The following is a 23,256-nucleotide window of genomic DNA, read 5'->3' on the forward strand; positions in this document are numbered from 1 at the left end:
GCTCGAGACCTTGCCGGGGGGGCCGGGTCGGGCGGCTCCAGAAAATGTGCGAGGTAGCGGCAGCATGGCACGTTATGAAGACCTGCCCTATCGAACCTGCGTCGGCATCATGCTGCTGAATACTGCGGGGCTGGTCTTCATCGGACGCCGCGCGGGCGGCATCGAGCATGTCGACGACGCGCATGTCTGGCAGATGCCGCAAGGCGGCGTCGATCCCGGCGAGGATACGTTTCAGGCCGCGCGGCGCGAGCTCTATGAGGAGACCAGCATCAAGTCCGTGGAGAAGCTCGGCGAGGTCTCGGACTGGCTGATCTATGATATCCCGCGCACCGTCGCCGGCCGCGCCTGGAAGGGCCGCTATCGCGGACAGCGGCAAAAGTGGTTCGCGCTGCGCTTCACCGGCGATGAGAACGAGATCAACGTCGCCAATCCGGGCGGCGGCCACAAGGCCGAGTTCATCACCTGGCGCTGGGAGCCGATGAAGAATCTGCCGGGGCTGATTGTGCCGTTCAAGCGTCCGGTCTATGAGCGCGTCGTGAAGGAATTTTCCGGTCTGGCGGCCAAGTAGCCGACCGGGTCAACGCGCGACGTACCCACCGAATGTCATCAGATAAGCCCTATCGCCCCAATGTGGGCATCGCGCTGTTCAACGCCGGCGGACGCGTGCTGATCGGCCACCGGATCAAGGACGACGGTCCGGAGATCGTGCTGCCCGGCCTCGAATGGCAGATGCCGCAGGGCGGCATCGACGCCGGCGAGGATCCGCACGAGGCCGTGATGCGCGAATTGTGGGAGGAGACCGGGGCGGTCAACGCCGACTATCTCGGCGAGACCGACTGGATGACCTACGAATTCCCCGCCTATGCCGGGCCGGCATCGCACCGGCTCGCCAAATTCCGCGGCCAGCGGCAGAAATGGTTTGCGCTGCGCTTCACCGGACGCGACGAGGAGATCGATCCTTTGACGCCGCGCAACGGCCAGCCCGCCGAATTCGATCAATGGCGCTGGGAGCGCCTCGACCGCGTTGCCGATCTCGTGGTGCCGTTTCGCCGCGACGTCTATCGCGCGGTCGCGACCCGGTTCGCGGAATTCGCCGGCTGATCCTGCGGCGGAATGCGCCGCGCGTCGCCCGGTGTCATGCCGTAGGTCGAGCGGAAGACGCGATAGAAGGTCGCGATGCTGTCGAAGCCGCACGAGAACGCGATCTCGTCGATGCTGCGCTCCCGTATGGCATAGAGCGCGCGCCTCGCCGCCTTCAACCTTGCCGCCGTCAGCGTCCGCGCAAATGACAGGCCGGTCGGCTCGAACAACGCATGCAATTGCCGCAGTGAGATGCCGAGCTCGGTGGCAACCGCGGCCGGCGTGAGCGAGGCGCGATGCAGGTCGCGGTACAGAATTTCGCGGGCGGCATGAAGGTAGCCCGCATGCAGCGCGGCGCGGATCTCGTCCTGGCGTGGCCGCACGCGTCCGCGCGCGAGCAGCGCCAGGCGCACCATATGAGCAACGTCGTCGGCGAACTGCCCGGCTTGCGCGAGATCTCGCGTCATCGAGCGGAACATGGCGCCGACAAGCCGGGTCAGGCTCGCATCACGCGCCAGCGCGACCGGCGGCGCATCCTCGATCCGCGCGCCGAGCACGAGCTCGTCGGTGACCGGGATCTTGAGGCTGAAGAAGTCAAAGCCGTCGGTCCGTTCGGGTGTCGAGGCAAACGGAAGATTGGAATGGCCGAACACCAGGTCGCCGTTGCGCACAAACTGGACACGATCGCGACCGATATTCATGTGGCCGGGGCCGCGCACCTGCCAGGCGAGATGCAGGCTGTTGCTCGGAACGCGCGCGATGTCGGATGCGGTCCGGCTGACGCGGTAGGAGGAAGCCGACATTTGCGCGAGCACGGCACTGCCCACCGGCGTCGCGGAGAAGCGCCCGCGGAAATCGGCCCTCTTGTCGCGCTCGAGCTCGATGGTGACCCCGAACAGGCTCTTGCCGCGCACCTCGCACCAGTGCTCGAAACGGTCCTGCGGGCGGAGAGCATCGGTGGTGAAGGTCAGCACAGCAGCTTGTCCGTTATGTCAGGAATGAAATCGCGATGCGGTCGGGCCAAATCGTCATCGTGCTGCAGCTTGTCATTTGTGCACGATCCCTGCTGTAAGCTGCTTCACATATTTGCAGGTCGTTCGTTCGGGCCGACCGCGAAGAAGCGGACTTGTCGAGAAGAGGCGAGCCGCCGCAGCGTCTCTTCCTCATCGTCGGCAACCAATCGGCTCTGACCTGCGATATCGGCCGCGAGGATCGCTGCGACCTTGCGCTTCATGAGTACCAGCCCCCGAACCCAGATATGCCTGGGAGAATGCCGCCAGACGATCCCGCGCGCAATAAGCATTGAACGCTCGCCAGGGCGTGGCGAGCGTTGAATTATTCAAGCCTTCTCAGGCAATGATCGAAAAAGTGTGAGCTATTCCACTAAGGGGGTCGGCTCACTCGACATGGCGGCGCGATCGCCGGTCGGCAACCGCGCCTTAGTGCATAGCCGTCGTGTTGAGCTCTTGCTGGATGCTCTTGAAGTGGTCGAGCCGCTCGATCGCGTGGTCGAGCTCGGAGCCCTCCTTCTCGGCGAGCTTCTCCTGCATCTCGTTGATCGTCTCGGCGAACTTCGCGCGATCGATGTCCGCAAGCGCGGTCGCGACGTCGGCGAGCACGGTGAGGCCCTTGTCCGACACCTCGGCAAGACCGCCGAGCACGATCACCTTCTCGCGCTTGCCGGCGGTCGTGATCGTCAGGATGCCCGGACGAACCGTGGCGATGACCGGAGCGTGTCCAGCGAGCACACCGAAATCACCCTCCACACCGGGGACGTCAACCTGATCGACCTCGCCGGAGAAGGCGAGCTTTTCGGGAGAGACGAGATCGAAGTGGAAGGTGGCCATGGTGTTTCCGTTCTTTGCGCTGTCACCCGCGGGCTCGACCCGCGGGTCCATCAGTCAAATACTTCTCGTGCGATGGATCGCCGGATCAGGTCCGGCGATGACGACATCCCAAAGCTTAGGCGGCTTCGGCCGCCAGCTTCTTGCCCTTCTCGACGGCTTCTTCGATGGTGCCGACCATGTAGAACGCCGCTTCCGGCAGATGGTCGTACTTGCCCTGGCAGAGATCGCGGAAGCCCTTGATGGTGTCGGCGAGGTCGACGAACTTGCCCGGCGAGCCGGTGAACACTTCGGCGACGTGGAACGGCTGCGACAGGAAGCGCTCGACCTTGCGGGCGCGGGCGACCGTCAGCTTGTCCTCTTCCGACAGTTCGTCCATGCCGAGAATGGCGATGATGTCCTGCAGCGACTTGTAGCGTTGCAGGATCTGCTGGACCATGCGCGCGGTGTTGTAGTGCTCGTCACCGACGACGAGCGCCGACAGCATGCGCGAGGTCGAGTCGAGCGGATCCACCGCCGGATAGATGCCCTTTTCCGAGATCGCGCGCGACAGCACCGTGGTGGCGTCCAAGTGCGCGAACGAGGTGGCGGGCGCCGGATCGGTCAAGTCGTCGGCCGGCACGTAGATCGCCTGCACCGAGGTGATCGAGCCCTTCTGGGTGGTGGTGATGCGCTCCTGCAGCGCGCCCATGTCGGTCGCGAGCGTCGGCTGATAACCCACCGCCGAAGGAATACGACCGAGCAGCGCCGACACTTCCGAACCCGCCTGGGTGAAACGGAAGATGTTGTCGACGAAGAACAGCACGTCCTGGCCCTGGTCGCGGAAGTGCTCGGCAACGGTGAGACCGGTCAGACCGACGCGGGCGCGGGCGCCCGGCGGCTCGTTCATCTGGCCGAACACCAGCGCGCACTTCGACTTCACGCTCGGATCCGGGTTGTGCGGATCGGCGTTGACCTTCGATTCGATGAACTCGTGATAGAGGTCGTTGCCTTCGCGGGTGCGCTCGCCGACGCCGGCGAACACCGAGTAACCGCCGTGCGCCTTCGCGACGTTGTTGATCAGCTCCTGAATCAGCACCGTCTTGCCGACGCCGGCGCCGCCGAACAGGCCGATCTTGCCGCCCTTCGCGTACGGAGCAAGAAGGTCGACGACCTTGATGCCGGTGACGAGAATTTCGGCTTCGGTCGACTGGTCGGTATAGGTCGGCGCTTCCTGATGGATGGCGCGCAGGCCGTCGGACTTGATCGGGCCGGCTTCATCGATCGGCTCGCCGATGACGTTGATGATGCGGCCCAGCGTGCCTTCGCCGACCGGCACCCGGATCGGTTCGCCGGTGTCGGTCACTTCCTGGCCGCGCACGAGGCCCTCGGTGATGTCCATCGCGATGGTGCGGACGGTCGATTCGCCGAGATGCTGCGCGACTTCGAGCACCAGGCGGTTGCCGCCGTTCTTGGTCTCGAGCGCGTTCAGAATCGCCGGAAGGTGGCCTTCGAACTGCACGTCGACCACGGCGCCCGTGACCTGGGTAACGCGACCGATCTGGTTGGCTGCTGTAGCCATGGACTGTTCTCCTTCGAAATCTGCCTTAGACCGCCTCAGCGCCGGAGATGATCTCGATCAGCTCCTTCGTGATCTGGGCCTGACGGGTTCTGTTGTAAATCAGGGTTTGCTTGCGAATCATCTCGCCGGCATTGCGGGTCGCGCTGTCCATCGCGCTCATCTGCGCGCCATAGAACGAGGCGTTGTTCTCCAGCAGCGCGCGGAAGATCTGCACCGCGAGGTTGCGCGGCAACAGGCTGCCGAGGATCTGGTCTTCCTCAGGCTCGTATTCGTAGGACGTGGAGGGCGCCGCATTGGCCGCGGGCGCGGCCACCTCCAGCGGGATGATCTGCTGCGCGGTCGGGATCTGCGCGATCACCGACTGGAAGCGCGAGTAGAACAGCGTGCAGACATCGAACTCGCCGGCCTCGAATCGCGCCAGCACCTTGTTGGCGATGTCCTCGGCATTGGCGAAGCCGATCTGGCGCACCGAACGCAGGTCGAGATGCTCGACGATGCGCTTCTCGAAGGTCCGCCGCAGCTGCTCGTAACCCTTGCGGCCAACGCAGAAGAACTTCACTTCCTTGCCCTGCGCGAGCAGCGCGTTCGCCCGTTCGCGCGCCAGGCGCACGATGGCGGAGTTGAACGCGCCGGACAGGCCGCGCTCGCCGGTGCAGACCAGAAGCAGGTGCACCTGATCGTTGCCGGTGCCGGCGAGCAGCGCCGGCGCGCCGGGCGTGCCGTTGGCTGCCGCGGCGATGTTGGAAATCACCGCATCCATCTTGGTGGCATAGGGCCGCGCCGCTTCGGCGGCGTTCTGCGCGCGGCGCAGCTTCGAGGCTGCGACCATCTGCATGGCCTTGGTGATCTTCTGCGTCGCCTTGGTCGAGGCGATGCGGACCCGCATGTCTTTTAGTGACGCCATTCTTCGTTCACCCCGGCGACCCGACCACAATGGTCAGATCGCAAGCCTCCGTTCGTCACGCCCGGCGGCGAGCCGGGCGACGCCCCATTCGTTATGCAAACGTCTTGGCGAAACCTTCGACCACCGTCTTCAGCTTGGCGGCGGTGTCGTCGGACAGATCGCGGCTGGTGCGGATCGCATCGAGGATGTCGGCGTTCTTGCCGCGCAGCAGCGACAGCAGGCCGTCCTCGAACGCCTTGACCTTGTTGAGCGGCAGCGGATCGAGATAGCCGTTGGTGCCGGCCCAGATCACACAGACCTGCTCTTCCATCTTCAGCGGCGAGAATTGCGGCTGCTTCAGGAGCTCGGTGAGGCGCGAGCCGCGGTTGAGCAGGCGCTGGGTCGAGGCGTCGAGGTCCGAACCGAACTGCGCGAACGCCGCCATTTCGCGATACTGCGCGAGCTCGCCCTTGATCTTGCCGGCAACCTTCTTGGTCGCCTTGGTCTGCGCCGACGAACCGACGCGCGACACCGACAGACCGACGTTCACCGCGGGACGGATGCCCTGGAAGAACAGGTCGGTTTCCAGGAAGATCTGACCGTCGGTGATCGAGATGACGTTGGTCGGAATGTAGGCCGACACGTCGTTGGCCTGGGTTTCGATGACCGGCAGCGCCGTCAGCGAGCCCAAGCCATGCTCCTTGTTGAGCTTGGCGGCGCGCTCGAGCAGGCGGGAATGCAGGTAGAACACGTCGCCCGGATAGGCTTCGCGGCCCGGCGGGCGGCGCAGCAGCAGCGACATCTGGCGATAGGCGACGGCCTGCTTCGACAAGTCGTCATAGATGATCACGGCGTGCATGCCGTTGTCGCGGAAGTACTCGCCCATGGTGCAGGCGGTGAACGGCGCGATGTACTGCATCGGCGCTGGATCGGACGCGGTGGCCGCGACGATGATCGAGTATTCCAGCGCGCCCTGCTCTTCGAGCACCTTGACGAACTGCGCGACGGTGGAGCGCTTCTGGCCGATCGCGACGTAGACGCAATACAGCTTGAGGTTCTCGTCCGGCTGGGCGTTGAGCGGCTTCTGGTTCAGGATGGTGTCGAGCGCGATCGCGGTCTTGCCGGTCTGACGGTCGCCGATGATCAGCTCGCGCTGGCCGCGGCCGATCGGGATCAGCGCATCGATCGCCTTGAGGCCGGTGGCCATCGGTTCGTTCACCGACTTGCGCGGAATGATGCCGGGCGCCTTGACGTCGACGCGCTTGCGTTCGGTGGCCTGGATCGGGCCCTTGCCGTCGATCGGGTTGCCGAGCGCGTCGACGACGCGGCCGAGCAGGCCCTTGCCGACCGGCGCGTCCACGATCGCGCGGGTGCGCTTGACGGTCTGGCCTTCCTTGATCTCGCGGTCGGCGCCGAAAATCACGATACCGACGTTGTCGGTTTCGAGGTTGAGCGCCATGCCGCGCGTGCCGTTCTCGAACTCGACCATTTCACCGGCCTGAACGTTGTCGAGACCGTAGACGCGGGCGATACCGTCGCCGACCGACAGCACCTGGCCAACTTCGGTGACCTCGGCTTCCTGGCCGAAATTCTTGATCTGGTCCTTGAGGATCGCAGAAATTTCTGCGGCGCGGATGTCCATCAGCCTGCCTCTTTCATCGCGTTCTTGATCGAATTGAGTTTGGTGCGAAGCGAACTATCCACCATGCGGCTGCCGAGCTTGACCACCAGGCCACCAATAATGGAGGGATCGACCTTCACGTTGAGCGCGACGTCCTTGCCCGTCACTGATTTCAGTGCGGCCTTCAGCGCGTCGAGATTCTTGTCACTGAGCTGCTCGGCGACGGTGACTTCCGCAGTCGCCTCGCCCTTGAACTTCGCCACCAGCGCGCGATAGGCGCGGATCACATCGGCAACGGCGAACAGCCGGCGATTGGCAGTGAGCACCTTGAGGAATTTGGCCGACGTGCCGGCGATGCCGGCCTTGTCGAGTACCGCGGTCAGTGCCTTGAGCTGGGCATCCGCGGCGAACACCGGGCTGCGGACGAGGCGCTTGAGATCGGCGCTATCGTTGAGCAAGGCCTCGAACTTGTCGAGGTCGGCCCGGACTTGATCGACGGATTGCTCGTCGCGCGCCAACTCGAACAGGGCCGTTGCGTAACGACCGGACACTCCCGAAACGGACGGATCTTCAGCTGCCACGAGCTCGCTCTTTTTTGCTGTCAAATTCGCAAGGGAAAAACCGTCGCCACCAAAGCAGCGCCTAGCGATCCAAGCCCTTGGAATTCAAGCGGGACTTCGATTTTCGACCGGCACAGGACGTGCCGGGACCGTTAAAATCGCGGCTTTGCTAACATAGCAATCGCGCAGGTGCAACATGACGGCATCGTGAGTGCCGCCTTGTCGCATGCGCTTTTTGCCGACCGCAGCCGGCGGCCAAACCGGAAAATTTGGCGCGCGGAAATGCGGCGCGCCGAACCCGATTCGCGCCGCCACGATTTTGTTCCATCGAAATTTGCATAGGCCCATGGCCGAGCGCGCAGGGAACTCCGGGCGGGCTGCGGTTTCATTTGGCGATTACTTACCGAAAACTTACCGTCGGCCTGATAATCAGTATTGGCAAGTATATTGGTCGTTAAAAATTGGTTAAATAGCAAGATTACGGAACCTCGATCGACTACCCCAAGGCGGTAACAAGATATTTCAGCACGAGATAATCCGGATTTACTGCCCAATTCGTGCCTCATTGAGAAACCAAACGGCCTTGGTCAACGAAGGGACGGGGGTTCCACTTGCCGCGTTAGCGGCAATACTGTCTGAGGGTCTTAATCAATGCTGAATATCAAGAAGGCGGCGGGCACCGTAACCCGCTCGCGTACGGCGCTTGCTTTTGTAGCCGCAACTATTCTGGTCGGGGGCAGCGTGACCGAGGCGTCCGCGAAGTCCCGGCACCACCATCATCGCCACCACCATCATCACCACGCCCGCGCCGAAGGCTCGTCCTGGCGCGATGCCAATGCATCGATCCAGCCGTCCGGCGGCCACTCGTTCTCGGGGATGGCCTCCTTCTACGGCAATGAGTCGGGCAGCCGCACCGCTTCCGGCCAGCGCTTCAACCAGAACGCCATGACCGCGGCCCACCGCTCGCTGCCGTTCGGCACCAAGCTCCGCGTCACCCATGGCGGCCGCAGCGTCGTCGTCACCATCAACGATCGTGGCCCGTTCATCCGCGGCCGCGTGCTCGACCTCTCCACCGGCGCAGCCCGCGCCATCGGCCTGACCGGTGCCGGCGTTGGCCGCGTCACCGCCGAGGTCGTCTCGTAAGCGCCTTCAGTAAGTGTTGCGTTGCGTAACGGCCGCGAGGCCTGCCTCGCGCCAAAAAGGCCTGCCGTCGCAAATGACGGCAGGCTTTTTCTTTTGCGGGACGTGCTGCCAGCCGCCGTCATTGCGAGCGGAGCGAAGCAATCCATTTCACCGCGTTTGCGGACACATGGATTGCTTCGTCGCTTCGCTCCTCGCAATGACGGAGGACAGTGAACGAACTAGAGGAAGCTCTGCGGATCGACGTCGACCTCGAGCTTCAGATTGCCCTTGGTCTTGGGACCTGCATCGAGCCATTCGCGCAGATATTGCGACAGGTCGACATTGCGCAGCGACTTCACCAGCAGGCGGAAGCGATAGCGGCCCTTGATGACGGCGAGCGGCGCCTCGGCGGGGCCGAGCACCTGGATCCGCTCGTCGAGCGGCGCCACCGCGGCGAGCTTGCGGGCGAACCCTTCCGCGGTCGGACGGTCGCCGGCGGAGACGATCAGGCTCGCCAGCCGGCCGAACGGCGGGTAGCCGGTGCGCTCGCGAATCTCGATCTCGCTGGCATAGAACGCCTCGCGGTCATTGGCGATCAGGGCCTTGATCACCGGATGCTCCGGCTGGTGAGTCTGCAGAAAGCCGACGCCGCGGCCCTGCTCGCGGCCGGCGCGGCCGACCACTTGGTTCAGCAGTTGGAACGTCCGCTCGGCGGCGCGCGGATCGCCATTGCTCAGGCCGAGATCGGCGTCGATGACGCCGACCAGATTGAGCCGCGGGAAGTTGTGGCCCTTCGCCACCAGCTGGGTGCCGATGATGATGTCGACGCGGCCCTCGGCGATCTCGTTGAGCTCGCTGCGCATGGTCTCGATCGAGGTGATGAGATCGCTCGACAGCACCATCGTCCGTGCCTCGGGGAAGATGTGGGCGGCCTCCTCCTGCAGGCGCTCGACGCCGGGCCCGACCGCGACCAGCGATTCCTCGGCCGCGCAATGCGGGCAGATATTCGGCCGCGGCATCGAGAAGCCGCAATGATGACAGACCAGCCGCTGCCGGAACCGGTGATCGACCAGCCATGCATCGCAGATGGTGCAGGCGAAGCGGTGGCCGCAGGCCCGGCACAGCGTCAGCGGTGCGTAACCGCGGCGGTTGAGGAACAGCAGCGCCTGCTCGCGGCGCTCGATGGCATGGCGGATCTGCTCGGCCAGTACAGGCGAAATGAAGCGGCCGCGCGGCGGCGGCGCGCGGCGCATGTCGATCGCCTCGATATGCGGCATGTGCTGGCCGCCGAACCGCGACGGCAGCGCCACGCGCTGGTAACGCCCCTTGCGCGCATTGACCTCGCTCTCGACCGACGGCGTCGCCGACGCCAGCACGATCGGAATCTTTGCGATATGGGCGCGGACCACCGCCATGTCGCGCGCGTGATAATGCGCGCCGTCGTCCTGTTTGTAGGCCTGGTCGTGCTCCTCATCGACGATGATGAGACCGAGATCGGCATAGGGCAGGAACAGCGCGGAGCGGGCGCCGACCACGACCGGCGCCTTGCCCTCGGAGATCGCGGCCCAGTTGCGCGCGCGCGTGCGCGGCGTCAGCTCCGAATGCCACTCCAGCGGCCGCACGCCGAAGCGCTGCGCGAAACGGTCAAGGAACTGGCCGGTCAGCGCGATCTCCGGCATCAGGATCAGCGTCTGCTTGCCGCGGCGGATATTCTCGGCGATCGCCTCGAAATAGACTTCGGTCTTGCCGGAACCGGTGACGCCGTCGAGCAACGCGACGTGAAAGCTGCCGCTCGCGGCCAGCGTCCGCATCACGTCGACGGCGCTGCGCTGCTCGCGCGAAAAATCCGGCTGCGCGTAGGAGGGATCCGGAACGGGCGGCGGTGCCGGCGGCGGCATCGCCTCGACCGTCAGGGTGCCTTCGTCGACCAGGCCGTCGATCACGCCGGAACTGACGCCGGCCTCCCGGGCCGCCTCCGACTTGCCGTGCAGCAAGCGGTCCGACAGCACCTCGATCACCCGCCGGCGTGCCGGCGTCAGGCGCCGCGGCGGCTCGCCGACCAGCCGCACGCCGAGCCGCATCCGCTCCGGCCCGAGATTTTCGCCCATCCGCAGCGTCATCCGCAGCACCATGCCGCGTGCCGACAGCGTGTAATTGGAGACCCAGTCGACCAGCTGGCGCAGCTCCGGTTTCAGCGGCGGAACATCGAGCTTCTCGCTGACGTCCCTGAGCCGGTTGTGCAGCCGCGGATCCGGATTGGCATTTTCCGCCCACACCACCGCGACCACCTCGCGCGGCCCGAGCGGAACGCCGATCACGTCGCCCGGCGCAAGCTCCATGCCGCGCGGAACGCGGTAGGAATAAGTCTGGTTCAGCGCGACAGGCACCAGCACATCGACGACACGTATCGTCGATGCGGAGGCTGGGTTGTGGCGCGTGGTGTGGTCCATTGAATCCGAACTTTGCGCCGGGCTAGCACCGCTACGCGGTCTTAGCGATCGGTAAACGAAGGCAGTGCGATATAATCAGGAGATTCGTAGTGCCAATAGCCCCTTACAGATGGCCCGGACCGATCAGCCCATCCAGCCGCTCGAGCTCGACTGCGCCGACGCATCGGTCACGCAGGAGATGACGCGCTGGCTGTCGCATCTGCGCGCGGAGCGGCGGCTGTCGCCGAAGACGCTCGAGGCCTATGCCCGGGACGTGCGCCAATGCCTTTCCTTCCTGGCCGGGCATTGGGGCGCGCGGGTGACGCTCAAGGCATTCTCCGCGCTCGAGGCGAGCGATGTGCGCGCCTTCATGGCGATGCGCCGCGCGGATGAAATCGGCGGGCGATCGCTGATGCGGGCGCTGGCGGGCCTGCGCTCGCTCGGCCGTTTCCTGGAACGCGAAGGCAAGGGCAAGGTAGGCGCGCTCTCGGCGATCCGCGCGCCCAAGGTGGCGAAGAGCCTGCCGAAGCCGATTCACATGGAAGCAGCGAAACGCTTTGCCGATGCCGACGAGCGCGCGGACGAGACCCGCGAGACCTGGATCCTGGTGCGTGACGCCGCCGTCATGGCGCTGCTCTATGGTTCGGGCCTGCGCATCTCCGAAGCGCTGGGGCTGAAGCGCCGCGACGTGCCGAAGCCCGGCGAAGGCGACGTGCTCGTGGTGACCGGCAAGGGCAACAAGACCCGCATGGTGCCGGTGCTGCAGAACGTGCTGCAATTGATCGCGGACTATGCGGCGATCTGCCCGCATCAACTCAGCCCGACCGGGCCGATGTTCGTCGGCGCGCGCGGCGGTCCCTTGAGCCCGCGCATCATCCAGCTCACCATGGAACGGCTGCGCGGCGCGCTCGGCCTGCCCGACAGCGCAACGCCGCATGCGCTGCGGCACTCCTTCGCCACGCATCTGCTCAGCCGCGGCGGCGATCTGCGCGCGATCCAGGAATTGCTCGGCCACGCGTCGCTGTCGACCACACAGATCTACACCGGCATCGACAGCGAGCGCCTGCTCGAAGTCTATCGCTCAGCGCATCCCCGAGGTTGAACGTTCGGTTCTGAAAAAATAAAGCGCGAGCTTTAGCCCGCCGTCATGCCCCGTTCATCTTCAGACGGTTACCCAAAACCGTTCGGCCCTTGCCTTGTGCACCGCATTCGGCAATCGTGGCGCGGTCTCATCCGGAGGGGAATCATGAGCGCACATGAAAGTATGGAGCACGCGGAGCATGCCGAGCATGCCTCGGGCGAGAACAAGAAGATCGCGCTCCTGATCGCCGTGATCGCCCTGTGCCTGGCGCTGTCGGAAACGCTCGGCAAGGGCGCCCAGACCGAATCGATCAGCAAGAATGTCGAGGCCTCCAACCTGTGGGCCTTCTTCCAGGCCAAGAGCATCCGCCGGACCGCGGTGCAGACCGCGGCCGAACAGGGTAAACTGAACCTCGCGACCACTACCGACGAGGCGGCCAGGGCTGCGCTGCAGAAGCAGATCGACGACTGGCAGAAGACCGCCGCGCGCTATCGCTCGGAGCCGGAAACCGGCGAGGGTTCGGAGCAGCTCTCCGAACGCGCCAAGCACGCCGAGCATGAGCGCGACGAGGCCACCGCGAAATATCATCATTTCGAGCTTGCCTCCGCCGCCTTCCAGATCGCCATCGTGCTGGCGTCGGCGACCATCATCACGGGCATCATCGCGTTGGCCTGGGTCTCTGGTCTGGTGACGCTTGCCGGCATCGTGATGACGGCGCTCGGCCTCTTCCAGCCGCACTTGCTGCATCTGCATTGAGGCGCAGCGCCGCCGCTTTCGACCGTCATCCTGAGGAGCGCGCCCTTGCGCGCGTCTCGAAGGATCGACGGCCACCGGCCGGGCCGTGCATCCTTCGAGACGCGCGTTCCGCGCTCCTCAGGATGACGGAATAGAAAGTTTTGATCAAAGAGGCTTGCTGGTCTGATGCACGCTTTTGCGGAAGCGCGCGATCACGCGCAGCGTGCGCGCCGCCCAGCCCTCGCCGTCGCCGCTGATCATCTCGCGAATGCGCCGCTTGATCGGCTCGACCAGCGCGGTGGCCTTGGCCCGCAGCGCCATCACGAAATTATAGAGCGCCTCGAACCAGGGCATCTCCAGCAGCTTCGGTCGCGTCACGTCGAACAGGAAGGCCGTCACGCCGACGCCGACGAACTTGGCGAACAGGATCAGCGAGACCGCACTGAACCAGTATTGGTTCGCCAGCAGCCAGAGCCCGATCAGCTTGAGCGGAAACAGCGGGATCACCGGCACGACGAAGACGATCAGCGTCATCGCCGGCGACAGCGAATCGACCCGGTCGGCAAGCCATTGCTTGAGCGCGCGGAGCGGAATCCACGCCACCGCCCGCGCCACGATCGGCTCGAGATGGTCCCATAGCCAAGCCTCGACCAGGAAGATGATCGCAAGCAGGACCCAGAACGGCTGAAGCAGGCGGCGCAGCATCGCTATGATCTCAACCCGGCTGACGCCGGACTTTCGATCATCACATATGGATGGCGCGCTTGCCCACCGCAAGCGCGGCTTCCTTGATCGCCTCCGAACGGGTCGGGTGCGCGTGGCAGGTGCGTGCCAGATCCTCCGCAGATCCGCCGAATTCCATCAGAACGCAGGCTTCGTGGATCATTTCGCCGGCTTCGCGGCCGACAATGTGGACGCCAAGCACCCGATCCGTCTTCGCATCTGCGAGAATTTTCACGAAGCCATCGGTGGTCTGATTGACCTTGGACCGGCCGTTCGCCGTGAACGGGAATTTGCCGACGGTGTACGCGACGCCGGCCTGCTTGAGTTCTTCCTCGGTCTTGCCGACCGACGACACTTCCGGCGTGGTATACACAACACCTGGAATGACGTCGTAGTTCACGTGGCCGGCCTGGCCCGCGATGATCTCCGCACAGGCAACGCCTTCGTCTTCCGCCTTGTGCGCGAGCATCGGCCCGGCCACGACGTCGCCGATCGCGTAGATGCCCTTCACGTTGGTCGAGAAGTGCGCGTCGATCTCGACGCGGCCGCGATTGTCGAGCGCAACGCCGGCTTCCTTCAGCCCGAGGCCCTCGGTGTAGGGCACCCGGCCGATGCAGACGAGCACGACGTCGGCTTCGATGGTTTCCGCAGCGCCGCCCGCGGCGGGCTCGACCTTGGCCTGCAGCGTCTTGCCGGAGCTATCGACCGCGGTGACCTTGGCGCCGAGCTTGAAGACGAAGCCCTGCTTCTCGAGCATGCGCTGAAATTGCTTTGCCACCTCGCCGTCCATGCCGGGCAGGATGCGGTCGAGGAATTCCACGACCATGACGTCCGCACCGAGACGCCGCCAGACCGAGCCAAGCTCGAGCCCGATCACCCCCGCGCCGATGATCAGCAATTTCTCCGGCACCTTCTCCAGCGACAGCGCGCCAGTCGAGGACACGATGCGCTTCTCGTCGATGTCGATACCCTTCAGGCGGGCGATATCGGAGCCGGTGGCGATCACGATGTTCCTGGTCTCGACGGTCTCGGACTTGCCGTCGCCGGAGACCTCGACCTTGCCGGCACCGAGGATCTTGCCGGTCCCCTTGAGCACGTCGATCTTGTTCTTCTTCATCAAGAACTCGACGCCCTTGACGTTGCCGTCGATGCCCTGCTGCTTGAAGTTCATCATCGCGGGCAGATCTAGCTTCGGCGCCGGGACGCTGACGCCCATCTTGGCAAAGGAGTGCCCGGCTTCCTCGAACATCTCGGAGGCGTGCAGCAGCGCTTTCGACGGCATGCAGCCGACGTTGAGGCAAGTGCCGCCCAGCGTCGCGTCCTTCTCGACGACGGCGACCTTCATGCCGAGTTGCGCCGCGCGGATCGCGCAGACATATCCGCCCGGGCCGGTGCCGATGACGACGAGATCGTAAGAAGCCATGATGGAAGGTCCTGTAGCTAAGCTCTGTGACAATTACGCGGGCGCGATCGTGACGGCAGACCGCCGCCCGCTCTTGATCGTGTGCTAGCGACCGCCCGACACGTCGAGGATCGCGCTGGTGACATAGGAAGCCTCGTCCGAGATCAGCCAGACGATGGCGTTGGCGATTTCATCGGCCGTGCCGACACGCTTCATCGGCACCATATGGGCAAGCCGGTGCGCGCGATCGGGCTCGCCGCCCGCGGCGTGGATGTCGGTGTCGATCAGTCCGGGCCGGATGCCGGCGACGCGGATGCCCTCATTCGCGACTTCGTAGCCGAGGCCGATCGTGAAGGAATCGATCGCGCCCTTGGAGGCGGCATAGTCGACATAGGTGTTGGGCGCGCCGAGCTTCGCCGCCACCGAGGACAGGTTGACGATGACGCCGCCCTTGCCGCCGTGCTTGGTCGACATGCGCTTCACCGCCTCGCGCGCGCACAGGATGCTGCCGGTGACATTCACTGCCATCATCTGCTGGATACGCTCGGCCGACATCTCGTCGACACGCACGCCGCTCTTGCCGACGATGCCGGCATTGTTGACGAGCGCGCCGAGCGTGCCGAAGCCGTCGGCCGCCTTGAACAGCGCCAGGATGTCCTGCTCGCTGCCGACATCGCATTTCACCGCGATCGCCTTGCCGTTGCTGGCTTCGATCGCGGCGACGACCTCGTCCGCCGCGGTCTTGTTGGATGCATAGCCGACCACGATGCGATAGCCGCGCGCGGCGGCAGCGAGCGCGGTGGCGCGGCCGATGCCGCGGCTGCCGCCGGTGATGACAACGACCTTATCCGTCACTTTGATCCCCAAATGTGAGCAACCAACAGATCGCGGCGCCCGAGCCGATCGGACGCCGCGCGCGATACGACCTTAGAGGTCCAGCACCAGGCGGGCCGGATCCTCCAGGCTCTCCTTCACACGCACCAGGAAGGTAACCGCTTCCTTGCCGTCGATGACGCGGTGATCATAGGACAGCGCCAGATACATCATCGGGCGCACCTCGATCTTGCCGCCGACCACCATCGGCCGCTCCTGGATCTTGTGCATGCCGAGGATGCCGGACTGCGGCGCATTCAGGATCGGCGTCGACATCAGCGAACCGTAGATGCCGCCATTGGTGATGGTGAAGGTGCCGCCCTGCATCTCGTCGATCTTGAGCTGGCCGTCGCGGGCGCGGCGGCCGTAGTCGGCGGTCGACTTCTCGATCTCGGCGATCGACTTGTGGTCGCAGTCGCGCACCACAGGCACCACGAGGCCGCGGTCGGTGCCGACCGCAACGCCGATGTGATAGTAGTTCTTGTAGATCAGGTCAGAGCCGTCGATTTCGGCGTTGACCGCCGGAATGTCCTTTAGCCCCTGCACGACCGCCTTGGTGAAGAAGCCCATGAAGCCGAGCTTCGAGCCGTGCTTCTTCTCGAACGTGTCCTTGTAGAGGGCTCGCAGCTTCATCACCTCGGTCATGTCGACCTCGTTGAAGGTCGTCAGCATCGCGGCGGTGTTCTGCACGTCCTTGAGGCGGCGCGCGATGGTCTGGCGCAGCCGCGTCATCTTCACGCGTTCCTCGCGCGCGGCGTCGTCCGCCGGCGACGGCGCACGAACCTGAACGGCGGCGGCCGGCTGGTTGACCGGGGTCGGCGCCGAGGCGGCCTTCTCGATCGCGGCCAGCATGTCGCCCTTGGTCACGCGGCCGTCCTTGCCCGAGCCGGGAACGGTGGACGCATCGATGCCGCTTTCAGCGGACAGCTTGCGGACCGAGGGTGCCAGCGGCGCATCCGCCGGCGGCGCCTTCGGCGCAGCGGCAGCAGCCGGCGCAGCAGCGGCAGCCGGTGCGGCGGCCTTGGCGGGAGCCGCAGCAGCCGGCCTGGCGGCCGGAGCGGCGCCGTCATTGATCTGTCCGAGCAGCGCGCCGACGGCGACCGTCTCGCCGTCCTTGGCGATGATCTCGCCGAGCGTACCGGCCACCGGCGCGGGCACCTCGATGGTGACCTTGTCGGTCTCCAGCTCCACCAACGGCTCGTCCACCGCGACGGCTTCACCGGCCTTCTTGAACCAGCGGCCGATCGTGGCCTCGGTCACGGATTCGCCGAGCGTTGGAACGCGAATTTCAGTCATGGTCTTTTCCTCGATAACCCTGCGGTCGCAAAATTTGCGGTCGTGAAACTTGTCCGCCACCGCCCGCAAAGCGAGCGATCCGGTACTCCGTGACGACAGCACTTCTGCTGGATGACGCGGGATACCGGATGCCCCGCATTCGCGGGGCATGGCTTCAATGAAAGTCGTTAGTTCAGTGCGTCGTCGAGCAGCGCCTTGAGCTGCGCCAGATGTTTCGACATCAAGCCGGTCGCGGTTGCCGCCGATGCCGGACGGCCCGCATAGCGCGGACGCCTGTTGGGTGCGTGGATCTGGTTGAGCACCCATTCCAGATAGGGCTCGATGAAGTGCCAGGAGCCCATGTTGCGCGGCTCTTCCTGGCACCAGACCACCTCGGCGTTCTTGAAGCGGCCGAGCTCCTGCACCAGCGCCTTCAGCGGCACCGGATAGAGCTGCTCGACGCGCATCAGATAGATGTCGTCGATGTCGCGCTTCTCACGCTCCTCATAGAGATCGTAGTAGACCTTGCCGGAGCACAGCACGACGCGGCGAATCTTGTCGTCCGGCACCAGCTTGATCTTCTCGTCCGGCAGCATCTGCGCGTCATCGTACAGAATGCGATGGAACGTGGCGTTCTTGCCGAGCTCCTCGAGCTGCGACACGGCGCGCTTGTGGCGCAGCAGCGACTTCGGCGTCATCAGGATCAGCGGCTTGCGGATCTCGCGATGCAGCTGGCGCCGCAGCACGTGGAAGTAGTTCGCCGGCGTGGTCGGATTGACCACCTGCATGTTGTCCTCGGCGCACATCTGCAGGTAACGCTCGAGACGCGCGGAGGAGTGCTCCGGCCCCTGTCCCTCGTAGCCGTGCGGCAGCAGGCAGACGAGGCCCGACATGCGCAACCACTTGCGCTCGCCCGAGGAGATGAACTGGTCGAACACCACCTGCGCGCCGTTGGCGAAGTCGCCGAACTGCGCTTCCCAGAGCGCCAGCGCATTCGGCTCGGCCAGCGAGTAGCCGTATTCGAAGCCGAGCACCGCCTCTTCCGACAACAGCGAGTTGATGACCTCGTAGTGGCCGGTGTCTTCGCCGCCGAGATGATTGAACGGCGTGTAGCGGCTCTCGTCCTCCTGGTCGATCAGGACGGAGTGGCGCTGCGAGAAGGTCCCGCGCTCGGAATCCTGGCCGGACAGCCGCACATGATGACCTTCCTGCAGCAGCGTGCAGAATGCCAGGGCCTCGCCGGTGGCCCAGTCGATCCCGACACCGCTGTCGATCGCCTTGGCGCGATTGTCGAGGAAACGCTGGATGGTGCGGTGGACGCGGAAGCCGTCCGGCACCTTGGTGATCTTGCGGCCGATATCCTTGAGAACGGCGACATCGACGCCGGTGACGCCGCGGCGGGCGTCCTCTTCCTGGTCGGCGATCTTGAAGCCTGCCCACTTGCCGTCGAGCCAGTCGGCCTTGTTCGGCTTGTAGCCGGCGCCGGCTTCGAGCTCGGCGTCGAGCCGCGCGCGCCAGTCGGCCTTGGCCTTCTCGACCTCGCCCTCGGTCAACACGCCGTCAGCGACCAGCCGCTTGGCGTAGATCTCCAGCGTTGACGGGTGAGAAGCGATCTTCTTGTACATCACCGGCTGGGTGAAGGCCGGCTCGTCGCCCTCGTTGTGGCCGTGGCGCCGGTAGCAGAACATGTCGATGACGACCGGCTTGTGGAATTTCTGCCGGAACTCGATCGCGACCTTGGCCGCGAACACCACGGCCTCCGGATCGTCGCCATTGACGTGGAAGATCGGCGCATCGATCATCTTCGCCACGTCGGACGGATAGGGCGACGAGCGCGAATAGCGCGGATAGGTGGTGAAGCCGATCTGGTTGTTGACGATGAAATGCAGCGAGCCGCCGGTGCGATAGCCCTTCAGGTCGGACAGGCTGAAGCATTCAGCCACCACGCCCTGGCCCGCGAATGCCGCGTCGCCATGCATCAGCAGCGGCAGCACGGAGATGCGCATATCCGGCGGATCGCCGTGCTGGTCCTGCTTGGCGCGCACCTTGCCCATCACGACCGGATCGACGATCTCGAGATGCGACGGGTTTGCGGTCAGCGACAGATGGATGTTGTTGCCGTCGAACTCGCGGTCCGAGGAGGCGCCGAGGTGATACTTGACGTCGCCGGAGCCTTCGACCGAGTCGGGGTTGGCCGAACCGCCCTTGAACTCATGGAACAGCGCACGGTGCGGCTTGCCCATCACCTGGGTCAGCACGTTGAGACGGCCGCGATGCGGCATGCCGACCACGATCTCCTTCACGCCGAGATTGCCGCCGCGCTTGATGATCTGCTCGAGCGCCGGGATCAGCGATTCACCGCCGTCGAGACCGAAGCGCTTGGTGCCGGTGAACTTGGTGTCGCAGAACTTCTCGAAGCCGTCCGCCTCGATCAGCTTGTTGAGGATCGCGCGGCGTCCCTCGGGCGTGAACGAGATCTCCTTGTCCGGCCCCTCGATGCGCTCCTGGATCCACGCCTTCTGCGCGGCGTTGGAGATATGCATGAACTCGACGCCGAGCGTCTGGCAGTAGGTGCGTTCGCAGATCTGCACGATCTCGCGCAGCGTGCCGTATTCGAGCCCGAGCACGTGGTCGAGGAAGATCTTGCGATCGAAGTCCGCCTCGGTGAAGCCGTAGGAGCGCGGATCGAGCTCCTCGCGGTCGCGCGGCGCCTCGATGCCGAGCGGATCGAGCTTGGCGTGGAAATGGCCCCGCATGCGGTAGGCGCGGATCAGCATCAGCGCGCGAACCGAATCGCGGGTGGCCTGATGGACGTCGGCATCGGACAGCTCGGCACCCCTGGCCTGCGCCTTGGCCGCGAGCTTGGTGCCGACCGCCTTCTCGACCTGGGCCCAGTTGCCGTCGAGCGCCGAAGTCAGCTCGTCGCGCGGCGTCACCGGCCAGTTGTCGCGGCCCCACGAGGCGCCCTCGGCGTTCTTCTGGACGTCGGCCGGGGCGTCCTTCAGGCTTTTGAAGAAATCCTGCCACTCGGCGTCGACCGACGACGGGTCCTGCTCGTAGCGGGCGTAGAGGTCGTCGATGTAGGCGGCGTTGGTGCCCTGCAGGAATGATGAGAGTGCAAAAGCGGCGTTCGCGTCTTGGCGAGACATGGGCAGTCCTGGTGATTTTTTCGGTTCGCGCGTAGGAGACGGCGCTGATGCCGGTCTGGAAGTGCGCCGGCTGGATTGATACCCTTTACCCTATCTAGGACAGATATTCCTGCCTAAAAGAACTAAGAAATGAATTTATTTTCATTTTTTATTGATCGACATTCCGGCACCAAAACGCAATAAAAGGGCGGGTTCCCCAAGGAGAACCCGCCCCAAATCACGCCAAACCTCGAAGGGAACTCGCCGGACGGCGGTTACTTCAGCATCTCCGCGAGCGTATGCCCGAGGCGCGCCGGCGACGGCGACACCCTGATGCCGGCGGCTTCCATCGCCGCGGTCTTGGAACCGGCGTCGCCCTTGCCGCCCGAGATGATCGCGCCGGCATGGCCCATGCGGCGGCCGGGAGGTGCGGTGACACCCGCAATGAAGCCGACCATCGGCTTCTTGCGGCCGCGCTTGGCCTCGTCCTTGAGGAACTGGGCGGCGTCTTCCTCGGCGGAGCCGCCGATTTCGCCGATCATCACGATCGACTTGGTCTTCTCGTCGGCCAGGAACATCTCCAGCATGTCGATGAACTCGGTGCCCTTGACCGGGTCGCCGCCGATGCCGACCGCGGTGGTCTGGCCGAGACCCTCCTGGGTGGTCTGGAACACCGCCTCATAGGTCAGGGTGCCGGAGCGGGAGACGATGCCGACCGAGCCGGGCTTGAAGATGTTGGCCGGCATGATGCCGATCTTGCATTCGCCGGCGGTCATCACGCCGGGGCAGTTCGGCCCGATCAGCCGCGACTTCGAGCCCGACAGCGAGCGCTTCACGCGCACCATGTCGAGCACCGGGATGCCCTCGGTGATGCAGACGATCAGCGGGATTTCCGCATCGATCGCCTCGCAGATCGCGTCGGCTGCGCCCGGCGGCGGGACATAGACCACGCTGGCGTCGGCGCCGGTCTTCTCGCGCGCTTCGGCGACGGTGTCGAACACCGGCAGGTTGAGATGGGTCGAGCTGCCTTTGCCCGGCGCCACGCCGCCGACCATCTTGGTGCCGTAAGCGATCGCCGCTTCCGAATGGAACGTGCCGTTCTTGCCGGTGAAGCCCTGGCAGATGACCTTGGTGTTCTTGTCGATCAGAATGGACATGGTTCGAGATGCTTTCGCGAGACGATCGGTGATGGGACTCTATGGTTTGAGCATGATCTTGTCGGAAAACCGGAGACCACTTTTCCGGATCATGCTCAGTGAATACGCCGGTACACGCCGGTGAGCACGTCGGCCCACCCTTCCGCGTCAGGCGAGAACTGGATTTTCATGTTGTAGGTGTTGTCGTCGACGACCTCGTAGACGTGACGGGCATTGCCGCGCAGCGAGCCGCGCACCAGGATCAGCGACTTGCCCGCCCAGCCACCGGACGCCGGTGACGGGGGGTAGTAGCCGAGCGAGTCGTGCCAGAACAATTTGTAGGCCCGATCGTCGCGGTCGTAGGTGAACACGCCGTGGGTGGCGAAGCTCTCCTTGCCGTCGCGGGTCTGCACGCTGTCCTGGATCAGGTAGAAGCCGTTGAGCGCGATGCGCGCAACGACCTGCGAGGTGGCCGGACCGCCCGCGGTCCAGCGCGACGGATAGACCATCTCTTCGCCGCTCCACTCGCCCGCGAACGCCGCGAGCTTGCGGTGTTCGTCCAGCGGTGTCGGAGCGTCGAGATGATCGGCCATCGTTAGCCTCCCTTGACGGCTTTCACGATCTTCTGTGCAGCGTCATCGAGGTTGTCGGCGGGCAGGACGTTGAGGCCGCTCTCGCGGATGATCTTCTTGCCCTGCTCGACATTGGTGCCTTCGAGGCGCACCACCAGCGGAACCTTGAGGCCGACCTGCTTCACCGCGGCGACCACGCCCTCGGCGATCACGTCGCACTTCATGATGCCGCCGAAGATGTTGACCAGGATGCCCTTCACGTTCGGATCGGCAGTGATGATCTTGAACGCGGCCGCGACCTTCTCCACGCTGGCGCCGCCGCCGACGTCGAGGAAGTTCGCCGGCTCCATGCCGTACAGCTTGATGATGTCCATGGTCGCCATGGCGAGCCCGGCGCCGTTGACCATGCAGCCGATCGTGCCGTCGAGCGCGACGTAGTTGAGGTCGTATTTCGACGCCTCGATCTCCTTGGCGTCTTCCTCGGTCTCGTCGCGCAGCGCGACCACGTCCGGATGACGATAGAGTGCGTTGCTGTCGAACGACACCTTGGCGTCGAGCACGCGAAGCTGGCCCTGCTTGGTGACGACGAGCGGATTGATCTCGAGCATCGCCATGTCCTTGGCGGCGAAGGCGGCATAGAGCTGGCCGGTCAGCTTCTCGGCCTGCTTGGCGAGATCGCCGGTCAGCTTCAGCGCCTTGGCAACCGTGCGCCCGTGATGCGGCATGATGCCGGTCGCGGGATCGACCGAGAACGAGACGATCTTTTCCGGGGTCGAATGCGCGACCTCTTCGATATTCACGCCGCCTTCGGTCGACACCACGAAGGAAATTTCGGAGGTCTCGCGATTGACCAGGATCGAGAGGTAGAACTCCTTGTCGATGTCGGAGCCTTCCTCGATGTAGAGGCGATTGACCTGCTTGCCGTGCGGACCGGTCTGCACCGTGACCAGCGTCGCGCCGAGCATCTGCTTGGCGAATTCGGCGACCTCGGCGGCCGACTTGGCGATGCGGACGCCGCCCTTGTCGCCGGCCGATGCTTCCTTGAACTTGCCCTTGCCGCGGCCGCCGGCATGGATCTGGCTCTTCACCACCCAGATCGGGCCGGGCAGCTGCTTGGCCGCCGCGTCGGCCTCTTCCGGCTTCAGCACCGGCACGCCGCGCGAGATCGGCACGCCGAATTCATGCAGCAAAGCCTTGGCCTGGTATTCATGGATATTCATGGAAAGACGCT

The 23,256-nt window shown here is 64.8% G+C and carries 21 protein-coding genes; 5 read left to right on the top strand and 16 right to left on the bottom strand.

The window, feature by feature from the left end:
* Positions 1 to 64: 64 nt before the first annotated feature.
* Together I6F38_RS36880 and I6F38_RS36885 are read left to right on the top strand one after the other, a co-directional pair.
* Positions 65 to 568: an RNA pyrophosphohydrolase gene (locus I6F38_RS36880; protein ID WP_092087088.1), complete on the top strand. Its 504-nt coding sequence runs from the start codon at positions 65 to 67 to the stop codon at positions 566 to 568.
* Positions 569 to 600: 32 nt separating this feature from the next.
* On the top strand, positions 601 to 1,101 hold the full coding sequence (locus I6F38_RS36885) for an RNA pyrophosphohydrolase (protein WP_225163853.1): 501 nt from the start codon (positions 601 to 603) through the stop codon (positions 1,099 to 1,101).
* Here I6F38_RS36885 and I6F38_RS36890 read toward each other — a convergent pair.
* The 7 genes from I6F38_RS36890 to I6F38_RS36920 all read right to left on the bottom strand — a co-directional run bounded on the left by I6F38_RS36890 (position 1,059) and on the right by I6F38_RS36920 (position 7,570).
* On the bottom strand, positions 1,059 to 2,054 hold the full coding sequence (locus I6F38_RS36890) for a helix-turn-helix domain-containing protein (RefSeq protein WP_225163854.1): 996 nt from the start codon (positions 2,052 to 2,054) through the stop codon (positions 1,059 to 1,061). The two genes, I6F38_RS36885 and I6F38_RS36890, sit on opposite strands and share 43 nt — an antisense overlap.
* 104 nt (positions 2,055 to 2,158) lie before the next feature.
* The gene (locus I6F38_RS36895; RefSeq protein ID WP_225163875.1) at positions 2,159 to 2,314 is read right to left on the bottom strand and encodes a hypothetical protein; all 156 of its coding nucleotides are present in this window, start codon (positions 2,312 to 2,314) and stop codon (positions 2,159 to 2,161) included.
* 205 nt (positions 2,315 to 2,519) lie between these two features.
* Positions 2,520 to 2,927 carry a F0F1 ATP synthase subunit epsilon gene (locus tag I6F38_RS36900; protein ID WP_028336321.1) on the bottom strand — a complete coding sequence of 136 codons (408 nt, stop codon included), beginning with the start codon at positions 2,925 to 2,927 and terminating at the stop codon, positions 2,520 to 2,522.
* A 115-nt stretch (positions 2,928 to 3,042) separates the two neighbouring features.
* Positions 3,043 to 4,485: a F0F1 ATP synthase subunit beta gene (atpD, locus tag I6F38_RS36905; RefSeq protein WP_016843821.1), complete on the bottom strand. Its 1,443-nt coding sequence runs from the start codon at positions 4,483 to 4,485 to the stop codon at positions 3,043 to 3,045.
* A gap of 25 nt (positions 4,486 to 4,510) precedes the next feature.
* Entirely contained in the window at positions 4,511 to 5,389 is an 879-nt protein-coding gene (locus I6F38_RS36910; RefSeq protein WP_057020916.1) for a F0F1 ATP synthase subunit gamma, read from the bottom strand.
* 91 nt (positions 5,390 to 5,480) lie between these two features.
* Positions 5,481 to 7,010: a F0F1 ATP synthase subunit alpha gene (atpA, locus tag I6F38_RS36915; protein ID WP_225163855.1), complete on the bottom strand. Its 1,530-nt coding sequence runs from the start codon at positions 7,008 to 7,010 to the stop codon at positions 5,481 to 5,483.
* On the bottom strand, positions 7,010 to 7,570 hold the full coding sequence (locus I6F38_RS36920) for a F0F1 ATP synthase subunit delta (RefSeq protein WP_225163856.1): 561 nt from the start codon (positions 7,568 to 7,570) through the stop codon (positions 7,010 to 7,012). Before I6F38_RS36920 ends, atpA begins: the two co-directional genes overlap by 1 nt.
* A 630-nt stretch (positions 7,571 to 8,200) precedes the next feature.
* Between I6F38_RS36920 and I6F38_RS36925 the strand changes: the two genes are divergently transcribed.
* The gene (locus tag I6F38_RS36925; protein ID WP_225163857.1) at positions 8,201 to 8,692 is read left to right on the top strand and encodes a septal ring lytic transglycosylase RlpA family protein; all 492 of its coding nucleotides are present in this window, start codon (positions 8,201 to 8,203) and stop codon (positions 8,690 to 8,692) included.
* A gap of 218 nt (positions 8,693 to 8,910) precedes the next feature.
* Here I6F38_RS36925 and I6F38_RS36930 read toward each other — a convergent pair whose 3' ends face one another.
* The gene (locus tag I6F38_RS36930; RefSeq protein WP_225163858.1) at positions 8,911 to 11,121 is read right to left on the bottom strand and encodes a primosomal protein N'; all 2,211 of its coding nucleotides are present in this window, start codon (positions 11,119 to 11,121) and stop codon (positions 8,911 to 8,913) included.
* A gap of 109 nt (positions 11,122 to 11,230) precedes the next feature.
* Between I6F38_RS36930 and I6F38_RS36935 the strand changes: the two genes are divergently transcribed.
* Both I6F38_RS36935 and I6F38_RS36940 read left to right on the top strand, forming a co-directional pair.
* On the top strand, positions 11,231 to 12,202 hold the full coding sequence (locus I6F38_RS36935; RefSeq protein ID WP_225163859.1) for a tyrosine recombinase XerC: 972 nt from the start codon (positions 11,231 to 11,233) through the stop codon (positions 12,200 to 12,202).
* Positions 12,203 to 12,346: 144 nt separating this feature from the next.
* Positions 12,347 to 12,937, top strand: a complete 591-nt coding sequence (locus I6F38_RS36940; protein ID WP_028336314.1) for a DUF4337 domain-containing protein — start codon at positions 12,347 to 12,349, stop codon at positions 12,935 to 12,937.
* A 144-nt stretch (positions 12,938 to 13,081) separates the two neighbouring features.
* Here I6F38_RS36940 and I6F38_RS36945 read toward each other — a convergent pair whose 3' ends face one another.
* The 8 genes from I6F38_RS36945 to sucC all read right to left on the bottom strand — a co-directional run bounded on the left by I6F38_RS36945 (position 13,082) and on the right by sucC (position 23,245).
* On the bottom strand, positions 13,082 to 13,621 hold the full coding sequence (locus tag I6F38_RS36945) for a hypothetical protein (protein ID WP_225163860.1): 540 nt from the start codon (positions 13,619 to 13,621) through the stop codon (positions 13,082 to 13,084).
* A 40-nt stretch (positions 13,622 to 13,661) separates the two neighbouring features.
* Positions 13,662 to 15,062, bottom strand: coding sequence for a dihydrolipoyl dehydrogenase (lpdA, locus tag I6F38_RS36950; RefSeq protein ID WP_057020923.1), 1,401 nt, complete (start codon positions 15,060 to 15,062; stop codon positions 13,662 to 13,664).
* Positions 15,063 to 15,146: 84 nt separating this feature from the next.
* Positions 15,147 to 15,896, bottom strand: a complete 750-nt coding sequence (locus I6F38_RS36955; RefSeq protein WP_057020974.1) for an SDR family oxidoreductase — start codon at positions 15,894 to 15,896, stop codon at positions 15,147 to 15,149.
* A 72-nt stretch (positions 15,897 to 15,968) separates the two neighbouring features.
* Positions 15,969 to 17,210 (bottom strand): 2-oxoglutarate dehydrogenase complex dihydrolipoyllysine-residue succinyltransferase, encoded by a 1,242-nt coding sequence (gene odhB / locus I6F38_RS36960; RefSeq protein ID WP_225163861.1) that lies wholly within the window; start codon positions 17,208 to 17,210, stop codon positions 15,969 to 15,971.
* A 167-nt stretch (positions 17,211 to 17,377) separates the two neighbouring features.
* Positions 17,378 to 20,338, bottom strand: a complete 2,961-nt coding sequence (locus tag I6F38_RS36965) for a 2-oxoglutarate dehydrogenase E1 component (RefSeq protein WP_092087063.1) — start codon at positions 20,336 to 20,338, stop codon at positions 17,378 to 17,380.
* Positions 20,339 to 20,592: 254 nt separating this feature from the next.
* Positions 20,593 to 21,474: a succinate--CoA ligase subunit alpha gene (gene sucD, locus I6F38_RS36970; RefSeq protein WP_225163862.1), complete on the bottom strand. Its 882-nt coding sequence runs from the start codon at positions 21,472 to 21,474 to the stop codon at positions 20,593 to 20,595.
* A gap of 95 nt (positions 21,475 to 21,569) precedes the next feature.
* Positions 21,570 to 22,046, bottom strand: coding sequence for a DUF1579 family protein (locus tag I6F38_RS36975; protein ID WP_057020925.1), 477 nt, complete (start codon positions 22,044 to 22,046; stop codon positions 21,570 to 21,572).
* A 2-nt stretch (positions 22,047 to 22,048) separates the two neighbouring features.
* Positions 22,049 to 23,245, bottom strand: a complete 1,197-nt coding sequence (gene sucC / locus I6F38_RS36980; protein ID WP_057020926.1) for an ADP-forming succinate--CoA ligase subunit beta — start codon at positions 23,243 to 23,245, stop codon at positions 22,049 to 22,051.
* Positions 23,246 to 23,256: the final 11 nt, after the last annotated feature.

The sequence above is a fragment of the Bradyrhizobium sp. BRP56 genome, from assembly GCF_020194035.1.
Taxonomy (GTDB): Bacteria; Pseudomonadota; Alphaproteobacteria; order Rhizobiales; family Xanthobacteraceae; genus Bradyrhizobium; species Bradyrhizobium australafricanum.

What these genes read in the sequence shown, in the direction of transcription:
- atpD (WP_016843821.1), bottom strand. Translation starts at nt 4,485, where the DNA reads ATGGCTACAGCAGCCAACCAGATCGGTCGCGTTACCCAGGTCACGGGC.
- sucC (WP_057020926.1), bottom strand. Translation starts at nt 23,245, where the DNA reads ATGAATATCCATGAATACCAGGCCAAGGCTTTGCTGCATGAATTCGGC.
- I6F38_RS36900 (WP_028336321.1), bottom strand. Translation starts at nt 2,927, where the DNA reads ATGGCCACCTTCCACTTCGATCTCGTCTCTCCCGAAAAGCTCGCCTTC.
- I6F38_RS36895 (WP_225163875.1), bottom strand. Translation starts at nt 2,314, where the DNA reads ATGAAGCGCAAGGTCGCAGCGATCCTCGCGGCCGATATCGCAGGTCAG.
- I6F38_RS36910 (WP_057020916.1), bottom strand. Translation starts at nt 5,389, where the DNA reads ATGGCGTCACTAAAAGACATGCGGGTCCGCATCGCCTCGACCAAGGCG.
- atpA (WP_225163855.1), bottom strand. Translation starts at nt 7,010, where the DNA reads ATGGACATCCGCGCCGCAGAAATTTCTGCGATCCTCAAGGACCAGATC.
- I6F38_RS36945 (WP_225163860.1), bottom strand. Translation starts at nt 13,621, where the DNA reads ATGCTGCGCCGCCTGCTTCAGCCGTTCTGGGTCCTGCTTGCGATCATC.
- sucD (WP_225163862.1), bottom strand. Translation starts at nt 21,474, where the DNA reads ATGTCCATTCTGATCGACAAGAACACCAAGGTCATCTGCCAGGGCTTC.
- I6F38_RS36925 (WP_225163857.1), top strand. Translation starts at nt 8,201, where the DNA reads ATGCTGAATATCAAGAAGGCGGCGGGCACCGTAACCCGCTCGCGTACG.
- I6F38_RS36930 (WP_225163858.1), bottom strand. Translation starts at nt 11,121, where the DNA reads ATGGACCACACCACGCGCCACAACCCAGCCTCCGCATCGACGATACGT.
- I6F38_RS36965 (WP_092087063.1), bottom strand. Translation starts at nt 20,338, where the DNA reads ATGTCTCGCCAAGACGCGAACGCCGCTTTTGCACTCTCATCATTCCTG.
- I6F38_RS36935 (WP_225163859.1), top strand. Translation starts at nt 11,231, where the DNA reads ATGGCCCGGACCGATCAGCCCATCCAGCCGCTCGAGCTCGACTGCGCC.
- odhB (WP_225163861.1), bottom strand. Translation starts at nt 17,210, where the DNA reads ATGACTGAAATTCGCGTTCCAACGCTCGGCGAATCCGTGACCGAGGCC.
- I6F38_RS36975 (WP_057020925.1), bottom strand. Translation starts at nt 22,046, where the DNA reads ATGGCCGATCATCTCGACGCTCCGACACCGCTGGACGAACACCGCAAG.
- I6F38_RS36880 (WP_092087088.1), top strand. Translation starts at nt 65, where the DNA reads ATGGCACGTTATGAAGACCTGCCCTATCGAACCTGCGTCGGCATCATG.
- I6F38_RS36940 (WP_028336314.1), top strand. Translation starts at nt 12,347, where the DNA reads ATGAGCGCACATGAAAGTATGGAGCACGCGGAGCATGCCGAGCATGCC.
- I6F38_RS36885 (WP_225163853.1), top strand. Translation starts at nt 601, where the DNA reads ATGTCATCAGATAAGCCCTATCGCCCCAATGTGGGCATCGCGCTGTTC.
- lpdA (WP_057020923.1), bottom strand. Translation starts at nt 15,062, where the DNA reads ATGGCTTCTTACGATCTCGTCGTCATCGGCACCGGCCCGGGCGGATAT.